The following is an 18,630-nucleotide window of genomic DNA, read 5'->3' as shown; positions in this document are numbered from 1 at the left end:
CTGCCTCGCGGGTCGATACGTGGAGTGGGCCGGTGAGCCCGGCGGCGGGCTCACTGCGGAACAGTACCCGCCACATTTCTGACACCTCGTCAGCCGATGGCGGAGGTCAGGCCCCGAACCGCAACAGCGTCATCGCGGGCGTCAGCGTCCGCAGGCCCGGCGTCAGATGCTGGAGCCGGATCAGCTCGCCCATCGCACCGCGCCCCCGCGGCAGTCCCAGCGCGTGCACCTCGGTGATGTTCGGGTGCGCGCTGCGCAGTTTCCTGCGCTCGCCCGGGTTCATCGCCCAGCGCATCGGCGGAATCGTCATGGAGCCGACCTTCGACGTGCCGGCCACCGTCCCCCTCGCCAGCCAGCGCGCCATCGAGTCCAGGACGAGCATTCCGCCCGGCAGCCGTTCGGCGCAGGCCGCCAGGATCCTCCGTACGTCGGCGGGGTCCAGGTACATCAGCAGCCCCTGCGTCGTGACGGCCACACCCCGGCCGGCCGGGTCCTCGATCTCGTCCAGCCAGGACAGGTCGGTCACCGAACGGGACAGCGTCCGCAGCCGGTCCGAAGCCGGCAGCAGCGTCCGCCGCAACGCGGCGACCTGCGGCAGCTCCACACTCAGCCAGTCGAGCCGGCCGTTGTCGACCCGCCAGAAGCCGGTCTCCAGACCGTCCCCGAGCGCGACCACGGTGGCTCGCGGGTGGCCGCGCAGATAGCCCTGCACCGCCAGGTCGAAACAGCGCGAGCGCAGCGCCTGAGCCTGCGAGTGGAACGCGTTCGGCCGCCCGAACCGCTCCTCGAAGGGGTAGTCCAGGTCCGCCATCAGCTGCAGCGCCATCGGATCGTCGATGACGGGATAGGGCTGCCCCGCCTCGTACGCCCTGTTGTAGAGCGTCCACAACAGGGTCTCCGGAACACCTTCCAGCATCGGTCGTACGCGCGCCATGTCCGGTCCTTCCCGCTCCGTCGTCCTGTCCGCTCAGCCGCGCAGCGTCACGGTCTGCCCGGCCACCACCAGCAGGACGTGCTCGCACTCGTCGGCGAACGCCGCGTTCAGCCGTCCCAGCTCGTCCCGGAAGCGCCGCCCGGAGGCCGTCGCGGGCACCACGCCCGAACCGACCTCATTGGTCACGGCGACGACGGTACGGCGCGTGCCGCGCACCGCGCCGACCAGCTCGGCGACCCGCTTGCGCAGCGCCGTCTCACCGCCGTTCGCCCATGCCTCGTCGGACCAGGCGTCCACCCGGTCCATCGCGTCCGTCAGCCACAGGGACAGGCAGTCGATCAGCAGCGGCGGCCCGTCCGACTCCAGCAGCTCCGCCAGCTCGCACGTCTCCTCGGTGCGCCAGGCGGCCGGCCTGCGCTCCCGGTGCAGCCCGATCCGGGCCGCCCACTCCGCGTCGCCGTCTTGGCCGCCGCCGGTCGCCACGTACACCACCTCCGGGAACGTCTCGAGACGCCGCTCGGCCTCCACCGACTTCCCGGACCGAGCACCGCCCGTCACCAGTGTGCGCCGCGGGACGTCCGGTACGGCGTGGTACTCGCCGACCACCAGCGTCGTCCCGTCCGGCACGGTCCGGGCGCCGGACGCGGCGAGCCGCCGGTCCAGCTCGGGGCCGGGCGGTGCGTCGTGGTCGACATGGACGGCGATCACCTCGGTGGCGGGCCCGATCGCCTCGACGGCCCGCAGCCGGGCCACCGCGTCCGGTCGCCCCGTCACATCGCCGACCACCATGTCGTACGGGACGGCCATCCGGTCCGCGAGACCGGCGGGAGCGGCGCCCGGCGGCATGTACAGCAACCGCTCGCCCTCCGGGGCCGTCACCTCGTACCCCGTTCCCGGGGCGTCCATCGGCACCGCCCGGATCCGGTGCCCGCTGATCAGCGTCAGCTCCTGTCCGTCCGGCACCCGTCCGGCCGCGGGCAGCCCGGCGGGCAGCTCCACGGCCGGCCCGTCGTGCGGATGGGTGAGCAGGACCTGCCGTACGCCGGTCAGCGAATGCCCCGCACGGGCGGCGGCGAACACGGCCCCCGGAGTGAGATCGAGCAGCAGCGCATCGTCGACCAGCAACGAGGTCGCGGCCCGCGCCCGCGCCCCGCGGGCGGCGGCGCAGGCGGCGCACGGACAATCGGGACGAGGCAGCCCGTCGGGGGCTCCGGTGCCGAGCAGAGTCAGTTCCACGCTCCTGATACTCCCGCGTCCCCGCGCCGACTGCGCGACCAACCCTGCCCTTTCAGCTACTAGGCTGCGGGCAGCAACGGGACTCAGGAGGCGGACATGGCGTGGACGTGGCGGTTCGAGAAGTCCGACGGTACGGAGACGGAGCCGGCCCTGCAGCCGGAGGAATTCACGACCCAGGGCGATGCGGAGTCGTGGATCGGTGAGTTCTGGAAGGAGCTCCTCGACGGTGGTGCGGACCAGGTGACGCTGTTCGAGGACACGACGAAGATCTACGGTCCGATGAGCCTCCAGGCCGACCAGGGCTGACCCGTCACATGCCGGGACCCCGGGTGCCGTTGTCCGGCACCCGGGGTCCCGTGCGTAAGCGTCCGGACGGTCAGATCTCGCCGAGGGTGACCTGCGCCTTCTTCTGCGCGCCGTCGCGCAGGAACGTCAGCGTGACCTTCTGGCCCGGCTTGTCGACGGCCAGTGCCTCCGACAGCGAGGTGATCGTCGTGACCTTCGTGTCGTCGATCTTCGTGATGATGTCGCCGGCCCGCAGCCCCGCGTCGTCCGCGGCGCCGTCCTTGGTGACGGTGACCAGGGCGACCCCGGCCGGCTGGTAGTTGTCGTCGACGACCGTGCGGCCGGTGATGTTCAGGGCCGCCCGGCCCGAGTCGGTGACCTTGCCGTTCTTGACGATCTGGTCGGCCACCGTGGTCACCATCGAGGCGGGGATCGCGAAGCCGATGCCCGGTGCCGCCGTGTCCCCCATCTGCGGGTCCACCGCACCCAGTGTCGGGATGCCGATCACCTCACTGTTCAGGTTGACCAGCGCGCCGCCGCTGTTGCCCGGGTTGATCGCCGCCGAGGTCTGCACCATGTTGGCGATGGTCGCCCCGGTGCCGCCGCCCGCACGGCTCTCGCTCACGGTCCTGCCGACCGCCGACACGATGCCCTGGGTGACGCTGCTGGAGAGCCCGAGCGGCGAGCCCATCGCCAGCACGATCTGGCCGACCTCGACCTTCTCCGAGTCACCGAACTTGGCCGGCTCCAGCCCGCTCGGCACCTCGTCGAGCTTGATGACGGCCAGGTCCTGCTGCGGATAGGCGGCGACCAGCGAGGCGTTCAGTACCTTCTCGCCGGTGGCGACAGTGACCTTGAAGGTGCTCTCGTCGCCGATCACATGGGCATTGGTGACGATATGGCCCTTGTCGTCGTAGACGATGCCCGAGCCGAGACTGTTGGAGGCGTCGATCTGCACGACCGACGGCAGCACGTCCCTGATGACGGCCTGGTACTCGGCCTGAAGATCCCCGGCGGCCCGGGTGTTCGCCCTCTGCTGCGTGCTCGACTTCGTGGCCGGCGACGACTTCGATGTCGAGCCGGAGCAGCCGCTCATGAGCACGGTTGCGCAGAGACCTGCGGTCAGAGGCAGCAGCAATCGGTACGCACGACGGCGGGAGTGAGATGCATCCATGTCCGGATTGTTGCTTTTAATCCTATTGGGGACCTGTTGGGCGCGGCCGATCGGGTGGACTGTCCTGCGGCCTGCAGCCTCCGGCGCTGCAGCCTAGCCGCGCACCCCGCACAGATGGAGCAGTGCAGCCACCCGGCGGTACGGATCCGTCCGGCCGGCCCGGTCCTCCGCCGCCAGCACCCGGTCGAGCTCCGCCGCGGCCGGCAGTTCCACGTCGTTGCTCACCTGGTCGGTGAAGATCCGCACGCCGTACCAGGCGTGCAGCGGCGCGGCGATCCCCGCGAGCGTCGCGGTGAGGGCGTCCAGCCGGTCGGCCCGGACGGTCAGCCCCAGCCGGTTGGTGTACGCGTCCGTGTCGAACGCGGCCAGCGCCGCGTCCCAGTCCCCGGCGACACCGGCCCGCATGGCCAGCGCGTCCCCGTTCCGTACGAGCAGGGACAGCAGGCCGCCGGGCGCCAGCATCCGGGCCAGGCCCGCCAGCATCGCGTCCGGCTCCGCGACGTACATCAGCACGCCGTGGCAGAGCACCACATCGAAGCTGCCCGGCAGGAAGTGCACCCCGGTCTCCAGGCCTTCGCCCTCGACCAGCCGGACCCGCTCGCGGATGCCCGCGGGCTCACGGGCGAGCGCCTCGCGGGCCACGCGCAGCATCTCGGGGTCGGACTCCAGACCGGTCACCGTATGACCGGCCCGGGCCAGCCGCAGCGCCTGGGTGCCCTGCCCCATGCCCACGTCGAGCACCCGCAGTCGCTGCCCGACCGGGAAGCGTCCGGCTATCTGCTCGTCGAGCTGCCGTGCGACCAGCTCCTGGCGGACGACGTTGCGCAGTCCGCCGAGTCCCCTGAGCCACACGGGAGCGGCCCCGGAGAATCCTGTGCCGCCCCGGCCCGACGGACCGCCGGAGGGGATGCCGGTCAAGCCGGAGACTTCCGTGCTCAGGGCCGCTCTCCGCGCTTGACCTGCGGCTTCGGCAGGCGGAGGCGACGCATCTGAAGGGTGCGCATCAGGCCGTAGGCGACCGCGCCGCGCTTCGGCGTATCGGGGAAGCGCTCGTTCAGCTGCTTCCTCAGCCGGAACGTGAGACCGATCGAGTCGATGACGATCAGCACGATCACGCCGAGCCAGAGCAGCAGCGAGATGTTCTGGATGTTCTGCACCTGGATCACGCTGAGGATCAGAATGATCACCGCGAGCGGCAGGAAGAACTCCGCGATGCAGAAGCGTGAGTCCACGAAATCCCGGACGAAGCGCCGCACCGGGCCCTTGTCACGGGCCGGCAGATAGCGCTCGTCGCCACTGGCGAGCGCCTCGCGCTGCTTGGCCATGTCCACGCGGCGCGCTTCGCGCTGGCGCTTCATGGCCTCCTTGCGGTCGAGCGGCGCGCCACTGGAGGCACGACGGCGCTGCGACTGGGCGTCGCTGCGCTTGGGGGTGGGGCGACCTTTGGGGGCCTGCGGGTCGCGGGGCTGCGTGGAGAGGTCGGCCGTCACCTTGGAGGTGGACGCCTTCTCTTCCTTCGAACGGCTACGGAACACAAAACCCAAGGGTACGGGGTCCGCCGCGAGGACCCCAGGCCGGTCGGGAACGATCCGGCAACGGCCTGCGTCCTCACACGTGTACCGACAGGGGCAGAACGGACGTTGCCACCGGTTTCCCCGACGGCCACCTACTCCCTGGGCCGGAGCTGTGACCGGCAGCAGTCGTCCTTGGGGAGGACCCCATCCTTGCTCGAACAGTGCGGTAATGGAGACAGGGCCCGTACTGTGGGTTCTGTTGGAGTGCTGGAGCCCAGTTCCGTCAGAAGGGGGCGCGCGAAGCCCATGAGCGGTGTCATGAAGCGTATGGGGATGATCTTCCGCGCGAAGGCAAACAAGGCCCTTGACCGGGCCGAGGATCCGCGCGAGACCCTCGATTACTCGTACCAGAAGCAGCTGGAGCTGCTTCAGAAGGTGCGCCGCGGTGTTGCCGACGTGGCGACCTCGCGCAAGCGCCTGGAGCTGCAGCTGAACCAGCTGCAGGGCCAGACGTCCAAGCTGGAGGACCAGGGCCGCAAGGCACTCGCGCTCGGCCGCGAGGACCTGGCCCGCGAGGCGCTGTCCCGGCGGGCCGCCCTCCAGCAGCAGGTCACCGATCTGGAGACGCAGCACTCGACGCTGCAGGGCGAGGAGGAGAAGCTCACTCTCGCGGCCCAGCGGCTGCAGGCCAAGGTCGACGCCTTCCGCACCAAGAAGGAGACCATCAAGGCCACCTACACCGCCGCCCAGGCGCAGACCCGGATCGGCGAGGCGTTCTCCGGGATCTCCGAGGAGATGGGTGACGTCGGCCTGGCGATCCAGCGGGCCGAGGACAAGACCCAGCAGCTGCAGGCGCGCGCCGGTGCGATCGACGAGCTGCTCGCCTCCGGCGCACTCGACGACCCGACCGGCACGGCCAAGGACGACATCGCCGCAGAGCTGGACCGGATCTCCGGTGGTACGGATGTGGAGCTGGAGCTGCAGCGCATGAAGGCCGAACTGGCCGGTGGCTCCGCCCCGCAGCAGGCCATCGAGGGCGGTTCGCAGGACGCCGCCCAGCAGCAGTCGTCGCAGTCCCCGCACAAGTTCGACAAGCAGTGAGGCGGACGTCATGATCGTTCGGATCATGGGGGAGGGCCAGCTCGCGCTGGCCGACAGTCATCTTGCCGAGCTGAACAAGCTCGACAACGAGCTGCTCGCCGAGATGGAGAGCGGTGACGGCGCAGGTTTCCGCACCACCTTCCACGCGCTCCTCGCCAGGGTGCGCGAGCTCGGCACGCCCTTGCCGGACGACTCCCTGGAGCCGTCCGAACTGATCCTGCCGTCGCCCGACGCCACCCTCGAAGAGGTACGCGACATGCTCCGCGACGACGGTCTGATCCCCGGCTGACGCCCACCGCTCCAGCATCCGCACCCCCGTGCCCCGTGTCCGGTCCGCCGGCCGCGGGGCACCGTGCTGTCCGGGCCGGCACGCCGCATGCGGTACACGGCGTCCGGAACCACGGACACGGAAGCGGGCCCGGAACCCTGGGAGCCGGAACGTCCGGATCGGAACGTCCGGATCGGTGCGTTATGCGTAGGGCCCGTGGGACGGCGGGACCGTTCGCGTACGCGACACGCCGTACCGTTGCTTGACGTGACCACCCTCGGAACCGGGCTCCTGCGCGTGCGGCGCTGGCTGCGCGACCATCCCCTCGCGTTCGACGGCGCGCTCGCCGTGGCCGTACTCGCGGCGATGATCACCGCGTCGTTCACCGACCCGAAGGCGCCGGACGGGCCCAGCTTCGGCACCCGCACGCCCGAGGTGAGCAGTGTGGTCCTGATGGTGCTGGGCGCTGCCGTGCTCGTCGTGCGGCGGCGCAACCCCATGGCGGTGCTGGCGGCCACGGGCGCGCTCTCCGTCCTCGAGTTCGTGCTGGTCGACCCGCCCGCCCCGGTGGTCATGAGCGTGGTCATCGCGCTGTACACGGTCGCTGCCAGCACCGACCGGCCCACCACCTGGCGGGTCGGCCTGCTGACCATGGGTGCGCTGACGGCCTCCGCGATGTTCTTCGGAGAGTCCCCCTGGTACCGCCAGGAGAACCTGGGGGTCTTCGCCTGGACCGGCATGGCGGGCGCGGCCGGGGACGCCGTCCGCTCCCGGCGGGCGTTCATCGACGCCATCAGGGAACGGGCCGAACGGGCCGAGCGCACCCGCGAGGAGGAGGCCCGGCGCCGGGTCGCCGAGGAGCGGCTGCGGATCGCCCGCGATCTGCACGATGTCGTCGCCCACCACATCGCCCTGGTCAATGTGCAGGCCGGGGTCGCCGCCCATGTCATGGACAAGCGCCCCGACCAGGCCAAGGAGGCGCTCGCCCATGTCCGGGAGGCCAGCCGCTCCGCACTGAACGAACTCCGCGCCACCGTGGGGCTGCTGCGCCAGTCCGGCGACCCGGAGGCGCCGACCGAACCGGCCCCCGGACTCGCGGTCCTCGGCGAGCTGGTGGACAAGGTCCGGCGTGCGGGTCTTCCGGTCGAGGTGGCCTGCGCCGACCATCTGGCCCCGCTGCCCGCGGCTGTCGACCTGGCCGCGTACCGGGTGATCCAGGAGGCGCTGACCAATGTGCAGAAGCACGCCGGCCCCGGGGCCAAGGCCGAGGTGAGCGTCATAAGGGTCGGGGCGACCGCCGAGGTCACGGTTCTCGACAACGGCACGGGCCGGACCGAGGGCGCGGGCGCCGACGACGGCGGGGGCCACGGACTGCTCGGGATGCGTGAACGCGTCACCGCCCTCGGCGGCACCCTCACCGCAGGGCCCCGGTACGGCGGCGGATTCAGGGTCCATGCCATCCTGCCGGTCAAGGCCCGCCCGGGAGATCCGGAGACGCCGGATGCGGCGGGCCGGACGGGGGAACGCCCATGACACCACCGCCCATCAGGGTCCTGCTCGCCGACGACCAGGCGCTGTTGCGCAGCGCATTCCGGGTGCTGGTCGACTCGGAGCCGGACATGCAGGTGGTCGGCGAGGCCGCGGACGGCGCCGAAGCCGTGGCCCTGGCCCGCTCGGCGCGCGCCGATGTGGTGCTGATGGACATCCGGATGCCGGGCACGGACGGGCTCGCCGCCACCCGGATGATCAGCGCCGACCCCGGGCTGGCGCTCGTACGCGTGGTCATGCTCACGACCTTCGAGGTCGACGAGTATGTGGTGCAGGCGCTGCGGGCCGGTGCGTCCGGCTTCCTCGGCAAGGGTGCTGAACCGGACGAACTGCTCAATGCCATCCGTATCGCCGCGGGTGGCGAGGCGCTGCTCTCGCCGGCCGCGACCAAGGGCCTGATCGCCACCTTCCTTGCGCAGGGCGGAAGTTCGGACCCCGAAGGGCCGAGAGCCGCCGAGTACTCCGCGCGGCTGGGTGCGCTCACCGTCCGCGAACGCGAAGTGCTGGTCCTGGTCGCGGGCGGTCACTCCAACGACGAGATCGCCGAACGCCTCGTGGTGAGTCCGCTCACTGTCAAGACCCATGTGAACCGGGCGATGGCGAAACTGGGTGCCCGTGACCGGGCGCAATTGGTGGTCATTGCGTACGAATCGGGCCTGGTGCGTCCCCGGGTGGAGTAACGGGTGGAGACGCGGCGTACTCCAGCCGCGGTACGCGCGGCACAAGAATGCAACCCTGGGACGGACGCTTTCGCCCCGGCGGATGAGCGATCGTATATCTGGGCCGGGTCTGTCCCCGAGTCACCCGCCCACCTGCCGCGTAAGCCACAGAAGAGAGACCCACCCATGTCCTGGCTGTCCAGATTCAGCCTCGCGCAAAGGGCCCTGATCGGGCTGATCTCGATCGTTGCGCTCGTCTTCGGAGCGATCGCGATCCCGCAGCTCAAGCAGCAGTTGCTGCCCACCATCGAGCTCCCGATGGTCTCGGTGCTCGCGCCCTACCAGGGTGCGTCGCCCGACGTGGTCGAGAAGCAGGTCGTCGAACCGCTCGAGAACACCATCAAGTCCGTCGACGGCGTCACCGGAGTCACCTCGACCGCCAGTGAGGGCAACGCCGTCATCATGGCGTCCTTCGACTTCGGCGACGAGGGCACGAAGCAGCTGGTCGCCGACATCCAGCAGGCGGTCAACCGCGCCCGCATCCAGCTGCCCGACGATGTCGACCCGCAGGTCATCGCCGGTTCGACGGACGACATCCCGACCGTCGTCCTCGCCGTCACCTCCGACAAGGACCAGCAGGCGCTCGCCGACCAGCTGGACCGCACCGTGGTGCCCGCTCTCGAGGACATCGACGGCGTCGGCCAGGTCAACATCAACGGTGTCCAGGACCTCCAGGTCTCCATCACCCCGGACGACAAGAAGCTCGCGGCCGCCGGTCTGAACGCCGGATCCCTTGCCCAGGCCCTGCAGGCGGGCGGCGCCACGGTCCCGGCCGGTTCCTTCTCCGAGCAGGGCAAGAGCCGTACCGTCCAGGTCGGCGGAGCCTTCACCTCGCTGCAGCAGATCGAGGACCTGCGGGTCGCCGGTCAGAACCAGGCCACCGGCAAGCCCGGCAAGCCGGTCCGCGTCGGTGACATCGCCACGGTGAAGCAGGAGCCCGCCACGGCGGTCTCCATCACCCGGACGAACGGCAAGCCGAGCCTCGCCGTGATGGCCACGATGGACAAGGACGGCAGCGCCGTCGCCATCTCGAACGCGGTCAAGGACAAGCTCCCGGACCTCCGCAAGGACCTCGGCGCCGGTGCTGAACTGACCGTCGTCTCCGACCAGGGCCCCGCCGTCTCCAAGGCGATCTCCGGTCTGACCACCGAGGGCGCACTCGGGCTGCTCTTCGCGGTCATCGTGATCCTGGTCTTCCTCGCGTCGCTGCGCTCGACGCTGGTCACCGCGGTCTCCATCCCGCTCTCCGTGGTTCTCGCGCTGATCGTGCTCTGGACCCGCGACCTGTCGCTCAACATGCTCACGCTCGGCGCGCTGACCATCGCGATCGGCCGCGTCGTCGACGACTCGATCGTCGTGCTGGAGAACATCAAGCGTCACCTCGGCTACGGCGAGGAGCGCCAGTCCGCGATCATCACCGCGGTGAAGGAAGTGGCCGGCGCGGTCACCTCCTCGACCCTCACCACGGTCGCCGTCTTCCTGCCGATCGGTCTGGTCGGCGGCGTGGTCGGCGAGCTGTTCGGTTCGTTCTCCCTCACCGTCACCGCAGCCCTGCTGGCCTCGCTGCTGGTCTCGCTGACCGTGGTCCCCGTCCTGTCGTTCTGGTTCCTGCGCGCGCCCAAGGGCAGCACGGAGAACCCGGAGGAGGCCCGTCGCAAGGCCGAGGAGAAGGAAGCCGCCAGCCGGCTCCAGCGGCTGTACGTCCCGGTGCTGCGCTTCGCGACCCGGCGTCGTGTCACCAGCATCGTCATCGCCGTCGCGGTGCTCTTCGGCACCTTCGGCATGGCTCCGCTGCTGAAGACCAACTTCTTCGACCAGGGCGAGCAGGAAGTCCTCTCCATCAAGCAGGAGCTGGCCCCCGGCACCAGCCTGGTGGCCGCGGACGAGGCGGCCCGCAAGGTCGAGAAGCTCCTCGACGGCGACCAGGGCGTCAAGGACTACCAGGTCACCGTCGGCTCCTCCGGCTTCATGGCGGCCTTCGGCGGCGGTACGGGTGCCAACCAGGCCTCCTACCAGGTCACCCTGAAGGACTCGGCCGACTTCGACGCCACCCAGAAGCGCATCGACGAGGGCCTCGGCAAGCTCGACGGCATCGGTGAGACCACCATTGCCGCGGGCGACGGTTTCGGCAGCCAGGACCTCAGCGTCGTGGTCAAGGCCGCGGACGCCGCGACTCTGAAGAAGGCCTCCGAAGAGGTACGGGCCGAGGTGGCGAAGCTCAAGGACGTCACCGACGTCCAGAGCGACCTGGCGCAGTCGGTCCCGCGCATCTCGGTCAAGGCCAACTCCAAGGCCGCGGCCGCGGGATTCAACGAGGCCACGCTCGGCGCCGCCGTCGCCGGAGCGGTGCGCGGCACCCCGTCCGGCAAGGCGATGATGGACGACACCGAGCGCGACGTCGTCATCAAGTCCGCCCACCCGGCCACCACGATGGACGAGCTGAAGAACCTCTCGCTCGGCCCGGTCAAGCTGGGGCAGATCGCCGATGTGAAGCTGGTCCCCGGCCCGGTCTCGATGACGCGGATCGACGGCCAGCGGGCCGCCACGATCACCGCCAGGCCCACCGGTGACAACACCGGTGCGGTGAGCGCCTCGCTCCAGTCGAAGATCGACGCCCTGGACCTGCCGGACGGCGCCACGGCCACCATCGGCGGTGTCTCCCAGGACCAGAACGACGCGTTCATGAAGCTCGGCCTGGCGATGCTGGCCGCGATCGCGATCGTCTTCATGCTGCTGGTCGCGACCTTCCGGTCCCTGGTCCAGCCGCTGATCCTGCTGGTCTCCATCCCGTTCGCGGCAACGGGCGCCATCGGCCTCCTGGTCGTCACCGGCACCCCGATGGGCGTCCCGGCGATGATCGGCATGCTGATGCTGATCGGTATCGTCGTGACCAACGCGATCGTGCTGATCGACCTGATCAACCAGTACCGGGCACAGGGCCTGGGCATCGTCGAAGCAGTCATCGAGGGCGGCCGCCACCGGCTCCGTCCGATCCTGATGACCGCACTCGCGACCATCTTCGCCCTGCTCCCGATGGCACTCGGCGTCACCGGCGAGGGCGGGTTCATCTCGCAGCCGCTTGCGGTCGTGGTGATCGGCGGCCTGGTCACGTCCACGCTGCTGACGCTGCTGCTGGTGCCGACGCTCTACGCGCTGGTGGAGCTCCGCAAGGAGCGCCGCGCGAAGAAGAAGGCGGTCAAGCGAGCGAAGAAGGCGGGCCTGTCCGCCCCGGCGGAGGAGACCATCTCCGAGGAGCCGGAGCCCGCGAAGGCGTAACGCGGCACATGCGAAGGCCCCGGCACCGTCCAACGGTGCCGGGGCCTTCGTGCGTCGCCGGCCGGTCCGGGCAGGGCAGAACGCCTGCCCGAGGCGCAGACCGCTACGGCAGCGCCAGCATCCGCTCCAGCGCCAGCTTCGCGTACTTCTCCGTCTCCGGGTCGACCTCGATCCGGTTGACCAGGTTCCCCTCGGCCAGGGACTCCAGCGTCCACACCAGATGCGGCAGATCGATCCGGTTCATCGTGGAGCAGAAGCACACCGTCTTGTCGAGGAAGACGATCTCCTTGTCCTCCGACGCGTACCGGTCGGCCAGCCGCCGCACCAGGTTCAGCTCGGTGCCGATCGCCCACTTCGAGCCGGCCGGGGCCGCCTCCAGGGCCTTGATGATGTACTCCGTCGAGCCGACGTAGTCCGCCGCCGCCACGACCTCGTGCTTGCACTCCGGGTGCACCAGCACGTTGACGCCCGGGATGCGCTCGCGCACATCGTTGACGGACTCGACCGAGAAGCGCCCGTGCACCGAGCAGTGCCCGCGCCACAGGATCATCTTCGCGTTCCGCAGCTCCTCGGCGGTGAGGCCGCCGTTGGGCTTGTGCGGGTTGTAGAGGACGCAGTCCTCCAGCGTCATCCCCATGTCCCGGACCGCGGTGTTGCGGCCCAGGTGCTGATCGGGGAGGAAGAGCACCTTCTCGCCCTGCTCGAAGGCCCACTCCAGGGCCCGCTTCGCATTGGACGAGGTGCAGATCGTGCCGCCGTGCCGGCCGGTGAAGGCCTTGATGTCGGCGGAGGAGTTCATGTACGAGACGGGCACGACCTGCTCGGCGACTCCGGCCTCGGTCAGCACGTCCCAGCACTCGGCGACCTGCTCGGCGGTGGCCATGTCGGCCATCGAGCAGCCCGCGGCCAGGTCCGGCAGCACGACCTTCTGGTCGTCGGTGGTCAGGATGTCCGCGGATTCGGCCATGAAGTGCACACCGCAGAAGACGATGTACTCGGCCTCCGGCCGGGCGGCCGCATCGCGGGCGAGCTTGAACGAGTCACCGGTCACATCCGCGAACTGGATGACCTCGTCGCGCTGGTAGTGGTGGCCGAGCACGAAGACCTTGTCCCCGAGCTTCTTCTTGGCCGCGCGGGCGCGCTCCACCAGGTCCGGGTCGGACGGGGAGGGCAGATCGCCAGGACACTCGACGCCGCGCTCGCTCTTCGGGTCGGCCTCACGGCCGAGGAGCAGCAGGGCGAGGGGTGTCGGCTGGACGTCCAGCGGTTGGGCGGTGGTCACGTCACGCACCCTTTCTGTTCTGCGGTCAGCGCGGTCCGCTCCAGTGGAGCAGGGGCTTGCGCCGGGGAGCCTTTTCGTCTATTTGACGCTATCTATCATATCTGCTTTACGTCACTTTGACGACGCCGATAGCGTCGATGTGACGCATCCCCTCGCCGGTGCGATGTGCGAGCATGAAAGGAACAGACGAGCGCCTGGTCCGGAATGAATCCGTGGCCCGGACGGTTGCAACGTCGGCAAGCAGTCCGTACAACCCGGGAGAGAAGCAGATGTCCGTATCGGACGAGACCACCACCGTGAGCGACGGCATCCTCCTGTCCGACGCCGCCGCAGCCAAGGTCAAGGGCCTGCTGGAGCAGGAAGGCCGTGACGACCTGGCGCTGCGCGTCGCCGTCCAGCCCGGCGGTTGCTCGGGCCTGCGCTACCAGCTCTTCTTCGACGAGCGTTCGCTCGACGGTGATGTCGTGAAGGACTTCGGCGGTGTGAAGGTCGTCACCGACCGGATGAGCGCTCCGTACCTGGGCGGCGCCTCCATCGACTTCGTCGACACCATCGAGAAGCAGGGCTTCACGATCGACAACCCGAACGCCACGGGCTCCTGCGCCTGCGGTGACTCCTTCAGCTGAGCCGCGAAGGCTGTTTCGGGCAGCAGTGCCTGAAGAAGGCGGCGGCCCCCGGGATTCCCGGGGGCCGCCGCCTTTCGTCGTGCGCCCGCCAGGGATGACGGGACAGCCCTCAGCCGCGCGGTACCACGCCGCCGGCCGAGTCGAGCACCTTGCGGTCGCCCAGGGGTGCGTCCAGCGTCACCGTCCGCGTCAGCTTCTTGGCGATCATGATGCAGACCTTCTTCGGCTCGGGGAGCGACTCGGTGATCGTCACCCGCACCGCGTCCGCGCTCTCGGTCGCGCTCGCCGCGTATGTGCTGCACACCCCGCCCCAGAACGTGACGTCCAGCGTCCGGCCGTCGGCGCTGTACGACAGGAGCGGCCGTTGGGACCGTGCGGCGTCGCCCGGGCCCGGCGTCCTCTCCGGATCCGGGGTCCTCGACGGGGTCGCCAGCGAGTCCGGGTCCACCGCGACCTGCGCGACCGTGCTGCCGGTCCCGCCCGCGGCCGGATGCACCGAGAACAGCCACGACGGTACGAGCGTCTGCTCGCCGTCCACGTACCGCATCGCGAGGCCGAACACCGCCTTGTCGACCATCACGGTCGTCGTCACGGGCTCCGCCCCGGTCCGCGCACCGCAGCTGTTGCCCGGCGACTTCAGCTCGCCCTCCTCCAGCGGTACGGGCGTGGCGCATCCGCCGACATTGCTCCGAGCGGCTGCCGCCCGGGCGGCCCCGTTCAGCCGGTTCAGCGCGTCACCCGCGCTGACCACCGGATACTCCGCGCCCTTCGTCAGCCCCTTCAACTGCCCGCTGCCGCCGATCACTTCACCGTCGGCCCCCACCTGGATCCCGGTCGCCCAGCCGTATGTGGGCAGCCCGTCGACCACCGGGTCCGCGTTCACTACCCGTACCGGGCCCATCAGTTGGCGGGCGTCGAGAGCCGCGTCGTCCTGGCCGACCGCCTTCAGCACGGGCGCCGCGGCGGCTTTCGCCGCCTTCTCGCCGACCGGCGACCGCGTGCCGCCCGGCGGCATGTCCTTGCTCGAACACACCGTCGTGCTCTCGCATTTGTCCGTCCCGCCGGAGCCGTACCGGGCGAAGGTCCAGGTGCCCGGCGCCTGCTTGTTCACCCGCAGGAACGGACCCGTGCCGTCCCCGTCGGACCCCACCTTCCAGGTCGTGCCCTCGGCCCGTGGCGTGCCTGCCAAGCCCAGTGCCTTCGCCAGCCGGGCCACCTCCGCCGCCGAGACGGTGCCGTGCGCGCGGTGGACAGCGGCCTCGGCCGGCCCGTCGGGCAGCTTGCCGGCCGCGCGGTAGAAGACGCTGCCACCGCTGGGATCGGGCTCGCCCACGGCGATGCCTTCGGGGGGTGTCGTCCGGCCGTCCGGGCCGCCGGGTGTCTCGTCGAGTACGAGCAGCGGAGGGGCGTCGCCCCTGCCGCCCGCCGGGCCGCCCTCACCGTCCGCCGCGGTGGCCGCCCAGTAAGCGCCGCCGCCCCCGGCCAGCAGCACGGCCGCCGCCACCGAGGCCACGGCCAGCGGCGACCGCCGACGCCGGGGGCGGGTCACGTCGTTGTCGGGTCGCTCGGTGTCCACCGGATCGCTCCTTCGACTGCGTAGCCGTCACCGTGACCGTCGCACGGTCATCGCCTCTCCCGCGAGCGGGGGCGACGGTGGTGGGACGGGGTGCGGTAGCAGTCGGTTCCCCCATGGGGCATCCGGGGGACATCCGGGGCGAGCGGCCGCCCGTCTCAGTCGCCGTAATCCGCCATGGCGTCGATCAGCCGTGCGGACGCGGCCGGCACGGTCACGCCGTGAATCAGGGACGGCGCCACGGGGATGGAAGCGTCCGTGGCGGGTACCACCCAGTGCGGAGCCATCCGTGCGCAGTCGCCGCGCAGCTCGGCCAGGCTGATCTCGGACTCACGGGGAGCGATGTTGTTCGACATACGGCACCGTAGGCACCGCAAGCCTCAGGAGAAAAGCCCTACTATCGGGTAGTTTTTACCCTTCAGGGCGAGTGCGGCGAACGGGTAGCGTGGAATGTCACGCCGTCCCGGGAGCGCAGCCATCCGTTCCCCTCGACTTCCGCAGGAGCAGTCTCCCCGTGCGCATCGCAGTCACCGGCTCCATCGCCACCGATCACCTCATGACCTTCCCGGGCCGTTTCGCCGACCAGCTGGTCGCCGATCAGCTGCACACGGTCTCGCTCTCCTTCCTGGTCGACAACCTCGATGTGCGCCGGGGCGGTGTCGCCGCCAACATCTGCTTCGGCATGGGCATGCTCGGCACCGGTCCGATCCTGGTCGGCGCCGCCGGCGCCGACTTCGACGAGTACCGCGCGTGGCTCGACCGCCACGGCGTCGACACCGCCTCGGTCCGGATCTCCGAGGTCCTGCACACCGCCCGCTTCGTCTGCACGACGGACGCCGACCACAACCAGATCGGCTCCTTCTACACGGGCGCGATGAGTGAGGCCCGGCTGATCGAGCTGAAGGCCGTCGCCGACCGTGTGGGCGGGCTCGACCTCGTCTCGATCGGCGCCGACGACCCCGAGGCGATGCTCCGCCACACCGAGGAGTGCCGCTCCCGGGGCATCGCGTTCGCCGCCGACTTCTCGCAGCAGATCGCCCGGATGGACGGCGACGAGATCCGGATCCTCCTCGACGGTGCCACGTACCTCTTCTCCAACGAGTACGAGAAGGGGCTCATCGAGTCCAAGACCGGCTGGACCGACGAGGAGATCCTCGCCAGGGTCGGCCACCGCGTCACCACCCTCGGTGCCCGCGGAGTGCGGATCGAGCGGGCCGGCCAGGAGTCGATCGAGGTCGGCTGCCCGGAGGAGGAGCTGAAGGCCGATCCGACCGGCGTGGGCGACGCCTTCCGGGCCGGATTCCTCTCCGGCCTCGCCTGGGGCGTCGGCCTGGAGCGGGCCGCCCAGGTCGGCTGCATGCTCGCCACGCTGGTCATCGAGACGGTCGGCACCCAGGAGTACACCCTGCGCCGCGCCCACTTCATGGACCGCTTCACCAAGGCGTACGGCCACGACGCCGCCGCCGAGGTCCGCGCGCACCTGTCGTAGTCAGGACAGCCGGCGGACCACATAGGCCGAGCCCCGGTCCGCCGGCTCCTCACCCACGTACTCCTGCCCGCGCATCGTGCACCACGCGGGGATGTCCAGCCGTGCCGCTTCGTCGTCGGAGAGCACGGTCACCGTCCCGCCCACCGGTACCGTTCCGATCACCTTGGCGAGTTCGATCACCGGGATCGGGCACCGCCTGCCCAGTGAGTCGACCACCAGCGAGGCGGCGGCGCGGGTGGGGGAGGCGGCGACGGGAGCGCCCAGCTTCTCCCGTACCCCTGCCACCGAGCCCGGCAGCACCCGGAGGAAACGTTCGACGTCCTCCTGCGTGGTGCCTGCCGGCAGGGACACCCGGACGTTCCCCTCCGACAGCACCCCCATCGCCTTGAGCACATGGCTCGGCGTCAGCGTGCTGCTTGTGCAGGACGAACCGGACGATACGGCGAATCCCTCGCGGTCCAGTTCGTGGAGCAGGGTCTCCCCGTCCACATAGAGACAGGAGAAGGTCACCAGATGCGGCAGCCGCCGCACCGGATCACCGACCACCTCCACCTCGGGCACCAGCGCCGCAACCCGGGTCCGGATCAGCTCCACCAGCGCCCGCAGCCGTGCGGATTCGGCCTCCGCCTCCGCCCGGACCACCCGCAGCGACGCCGCCGCGGCCACGACCGCGGGGATGTTCTCGAACCCGGCCGCCCGCCCCGACTCCCTTTCGTCCGCGGGGCCTTGGGGTGCGAAACGGACCCCCTTGCGCACGGCGAGCAGCCCCACCCCCGACGGCCCGCCCCACTTGTGGGCGCTCGCCGCCAGCAGCGACCAGCCGCTCGGCACCGGGCCCCAGCCCAGCGACTGCGCGGCGTCCACCAGCAGCGGGACGCCCGCCGCCCGGCAGAGCTCCGCGACCTCGGGAACCGGCTGCACCGTACCGACCTCGTGGTTGGCGGACTGGAGGCAGGCCAGCGCGGTGTCCGCGCGCAGGGCCTCGCCGTACGCCGCCGGGCTCACCGCCCCCGCCCGGTCCACCGGCACCTCCGTGAACGTGCCGCCCTGCTTCTCGTGGGCGGCGGCCGAATGGAGCACCGAGGAGTGTTCGACCGCGGAGACCACCAGATGGCGGCCGACACGCCGACGCCCGGCGAGCGCCCCGGAGATCGCCGAATGCACCGCCGCGGTCCCCGAAGGAGTGAAAGTGAGCTCGTCGGGGCGGCACCCCACGGCCTCCGCGGCGGCCTCCCGGGCCGCGTCCAGCAGCAGCCGGGCCCGCCGCCCCTCGCGATACAGCCGGGCCGGGTCGGCCCAGCCCTCGTCCAGCGCGGCAAGCAGCGCCTGACGGGCCACGGGGTGCAGGGGTGCGGAGGAAGCGGCGTCGAAGTAGGGCACACCGCCACGCTAACGCGCGCCCGGCGCCGCCCCGTGACCGGCGGTCCGCCCACCCAGGCGAGGGCCCGTCAGATGGCGGCCGGAGGCCCGGATTCCACCCCTTCGGGGAGTCGGGCGGCGCGTTGGGCACCCTCCCCGCGCGACCCCAAATAGCGTCCAGTAGGGTTTGGTCCGCATAAACATCCAAACCCCTGCCCGCGTCAGGGCGGCGACCGACCAGCGAGA

The 18,630-nt window shown here is 70.7% G+C and carries 17 protein-coding genes; 8 read left to right on the top strand and 9 right to left on the bottom strand.

From position 1 onward, the window contains the following. Positions 1-106: 106 nt before the first annotated feature. Together LRD69_RS07610 and LRD69_RS07605 are read right to left on the bottom strand one after the other, a co-directional pair. Positions 107-934, bottom strand: coding sequence for a class I SAM-dependent methyltransferase (locus LRD69_RS07610; protein ID WP_277325794.1), 828 nt, complete (start codon positions 932-934; stop codon positions 107-109). A gap of 33 nt (positions 935-967) precedes the next feature. Next, positions 968-2,170 (bottom strand): bifunctional adenosylcobinamide kinase/adenosylcobinamide-phosphate guanylyltransferase, encoded by a 1,203-nt coding sequence (locus LRD69_RS07605; protein WP_277325793.1) that lies wholly within the window; start codon positions 2,168-2,170, stop codon positions 968-970. 96 nt (positions 2,171-2,266) lie between these two features. On the opposite strand from LRD69_RS07605, the gene LRD69_RS07600 reads away from it, so the two are divergent. Next, positions 2,267-2,476, top strand: coding sequence for a hypothetical protein (locus LRD69_RS07600; RefSeq protein WP_267005548.1), 210 nt, complete (start codon positions 2,267-2,269; stop codon positions 2,474-2,476). Positions 2,477-2,546: 70 nt separating this feature from the next. On the opposite strand, the gene LRD69_RS07595 is transcribed toward LRD69_RS07600, so the two are convergent. The 3 genes from LRD69_RS07595 to LRD69_RS07585 form a co-directional block, all read right to left on the bottom strand. Next, positions 2,547-3,629: a trypsin-like peptidase domain-containing protein gene (locus LRD69_RS07595; RefSeq protein WP_277325792.1), complete on the bottom strand. Its 1,083-nt coding sequence runs from the start codon at positions 3,627-3,629 to the stop codon at positions 2,547-2,549. 93 nt (positions 3,630-3,722) lie between these two features. Further along, positions 3,723-4,481, bottom strand: coding sequence for a methyltransferase domain-containing protein (locus tag LRD69_RS07590; RefSeq protein ID WP_277329656.1), 759 nt, complete (start codon positions 4,479-4,481; stop codon positions 3,723-3,725). Between the two features lie 83 nt (positions 4,482-4,564). Then, positions 4,565-5,164, bottom strand: a complete 600-nt coding sequence (locus LRD69_RS07585) for a DUF3043 domain-containing protein (RefSeq protein WP_277325791.1) — start codon at positions 5,162-5,164, stop codon at positions 4,565-4,567. Between the two features lie 297 nt (positions 5,165-5,461). On the opposite strand from LRD69_RS07585, the gene LRD69_RS07580 reads away from it, so the two are divergent. From LRD69_RS07580 to LRD69_RS07560, 5 genes are all read left to right on the top strand, one after another. Beyond that, entirely contained in the window at positions 5,462-6,244 is a 783-nt protein-coding gene (locus tag LRD69_RS07580; RefSeq protein WP_030933623.1) for a PspA/IM30 family protein, read from the top strand. Positions 6,245-6,254: 10 nt separating this feature from the next. After that, positions 6,255-6,533 carry a hypothetical protein gene (locus LRD69_RS07575; protein WP_277325790.1) on the top strand — a complete coding sequence of 93 codons (279 nt, stop codon included), beginning with the start codon at positions 6,255-6,257 and terminating at the stop codon, positions 6,531-6,533. A 246-nt stretch (positions 6,534-6,779) separates the two neighbouring features. Beyond that, positions 6,780-8,045, top strand: coding sequence for a histidine kinase (locus LRD69_RS07570; RefSeq protein WP_277325789.1), 1,266 nt, complete (start codon positions 6,780-6,782; stop codon positions 8,043-8,045). Further along, positions 8,042-8,740: a response regulator transcription factor gene (locus LRD69_RS07565; RefSeq protein WP_277325788.1), complete on the top strand. Its 699-nt coding sequence runs from the start codon at positions 8,042-8,044 to the stop codon at positions 8,738-8,740. The genes LRD69_RS07570 and LRD69_RS07565 overlap by 4 nt, the downstream gene beginning before the upstream one ends. A 165-nt stretch (positions 8,741-8,905) precedes the next feature. Next, positions 8,906-12,055, top strand: a complete 3,150-nt coding sequence (locus LRD69_RS07560; protein WP_277325787.1) for an efflux RND transporter permease subunit — start codon at positions 8,906-8,908, stop codon at positions 12,053-12,055. 103 nt (positions 12,056-12,158) lie between these two features. Here the strand turns inward: LRD69_RS07560 and nadA are convergent, their stop codons facing one another. Further along, positions 12,159-13,346, bottom strand: a complete 1,188-nt coding sequence (gene nadA, locus LRD69_RS07555) for a quinolinate synthase NadA (protein WP_277325786.1) — start codon at positions 13,344-13,346, stop codon at positions 12,159-12,161. A gap of 260 nt (positions 13,347-13,606) precedes the next feature. Here nadA and LRD69_RS07550 point away from each other — a divergent pair, with 260 nt between their 5' ends. Further along, positions 13,607-13,963: an iron-sulfur cluster assembly accessory protein gene (locus tag LRD69_RS07550; RefSeq protein ID WP_107018256.1), complete on the top strand. Its 357-nt coding sequence runs from the start codon at positions 13,607-13,609 to the stop codon at positions 13,961-13,963. A gap of 109 nt (positions 13,964-14,072) precedes the next feature. Here the strand turns inward: LRD69_RS07550 and LRD69_RS07545 are convergent, their stop codons facing one another. Continuing rightward, on the bottom strand, positions 14,073-15,539 hold the full coding sequence (locus LRD69_RS07545; protein WP_277325785.1) for a hypothetical protein: 1,467 nt from the start codon (positions 15,537-15,539) through the stop codon (positions 14,073-14,075). A gap of 155 nt (positions 15,540-15,694) precedes the next feature. Continuing rightward, on the bottom strand, positions 15,695-15,892 hold the full coding sequence (locus tag LRD69_RS07540; protein ID WP_277325784.1) for a hypothetical protein: 198 nt from the start codon (positions 15,890-15,892) through the stop codon (positions 15,695-15,697). A gap of 158 nt (positions 15,893-16,050) precedes the next feature. On the opposite strand from LRD69_RS07540, the gene LRD69_RS07535 reads away from it, so the two are divergent. Next, the gene (locus tag LRD69_RS07535; protein WP_277325783.1) at positions 16,051-17,025 is read left to right on the top strand and encodes a carbohydrate kinase family protein; all 975 of its coding nucleotides are present in this window, start codon (positions 16,051-16,053) and stop codon (positions 17,023-17,025) included. Here the strand turns inward: LRD69_RS07535 and LRD69_RS07530 are convergent, their stop codons facing one another. Then, positions 17,026-18,405 carry a cysteine desulfurase/sulfurtransferase TusA family protein gene (locus tag LRD69_RS07530; RefSeq protein WP_277325782.1) on the bottom strand — a complete coding sequence of 460 codons (1,380 nt, stop codon included), beginning with the start codon at positions 18,403-18,405 and terminating at the stop codon, positions 17,026-17,028. It lies immediately after the preceding gene. Between the last annotated feature and the right edge of the window lie 225 nt (positions 18,406-18,630).

Origin of the sequence: Streptomyces sp. JH14, assembly GCF_029428675.1 — a bacterium.
Lineage (GTDB): Bacteria > Actinomycetota > Actinomycetes > Streptomycetales > Streptomycetaceae > Streptomyces.
The sequence above is the reverse complement of the archived record's forward strand: the minus strand, read 5'-3'. Positions and strand labels throughout refer to the sequence as shown.

Excerpts from the sequence above, each read along its gene's own strand:
- LRD69_RS07610 (WP_277325794.1), bottom strand. The coding sequence starts at position 934 with ATGGCGCGCGTACGACCGATGCTGGAAGGTGTTCCGGAGACCCTGTTG.
- LRD69_RS07550 (WP_107018256.1), top strand. The coding sequence starts at position 13,607 with ATGTCCGTATCGGACGAGACCACCACCGTGAGCGACGGCATCCTCCTG.
- LRD69_RS07580 (WP_030933623.1), top strand. The coding sequence starts at position 5,462 with ATGAAGCGTATGGGGATGATCTTCCGCGCGAAGGCAAACAAGGCCCTT.
- LRD69_RS07565 (WP_277325788.1), top strand. The coding sequence starts at position 8,042 with ATGACACCACCGCCCATCAGGGTCCTGCTCGCCGACGACCAGGCGCTG.
- LRD69_RS07560 (WP_277325787.1), top strand. The coding sequence starts at position 8,906 with ATGTCCTGGCTGTCCAGATTCAGCCTCGCGCAAAGGGCCCTGATCGGG.
- LRD69_RS07595 (WP_277325792.1), bottom strand. The coding sequence starts at position 3,629 with ATGGATGCATCTCACTCCCGCCGTCGTGCGTACCGATTGCTGCTGCCT.
- LRD69_RS07600 (WP_267005548.1), top strand. The coding sequence starts at position 2,267 with ATGGCGTGGACGTGGCGGTTCGAGAAGTCCGACGGTACGGAGACGGAG.
- LRD69_RS07575 (WP_277325790.1), top strand. The coding sequence starts at position 6,255 with ATGATCGTTCGGATCATGGGGGAGGGCCAGCTCGCGCTGGCCGACAGT.
- LRD69_RS07540 (WP_277325784.1), bottom strand. The coding sequence starts at position 15,892 with ATGTCGAACAACATCGCTCCCCGTGAGTCCGAGATCAGCCTGGCCGAG.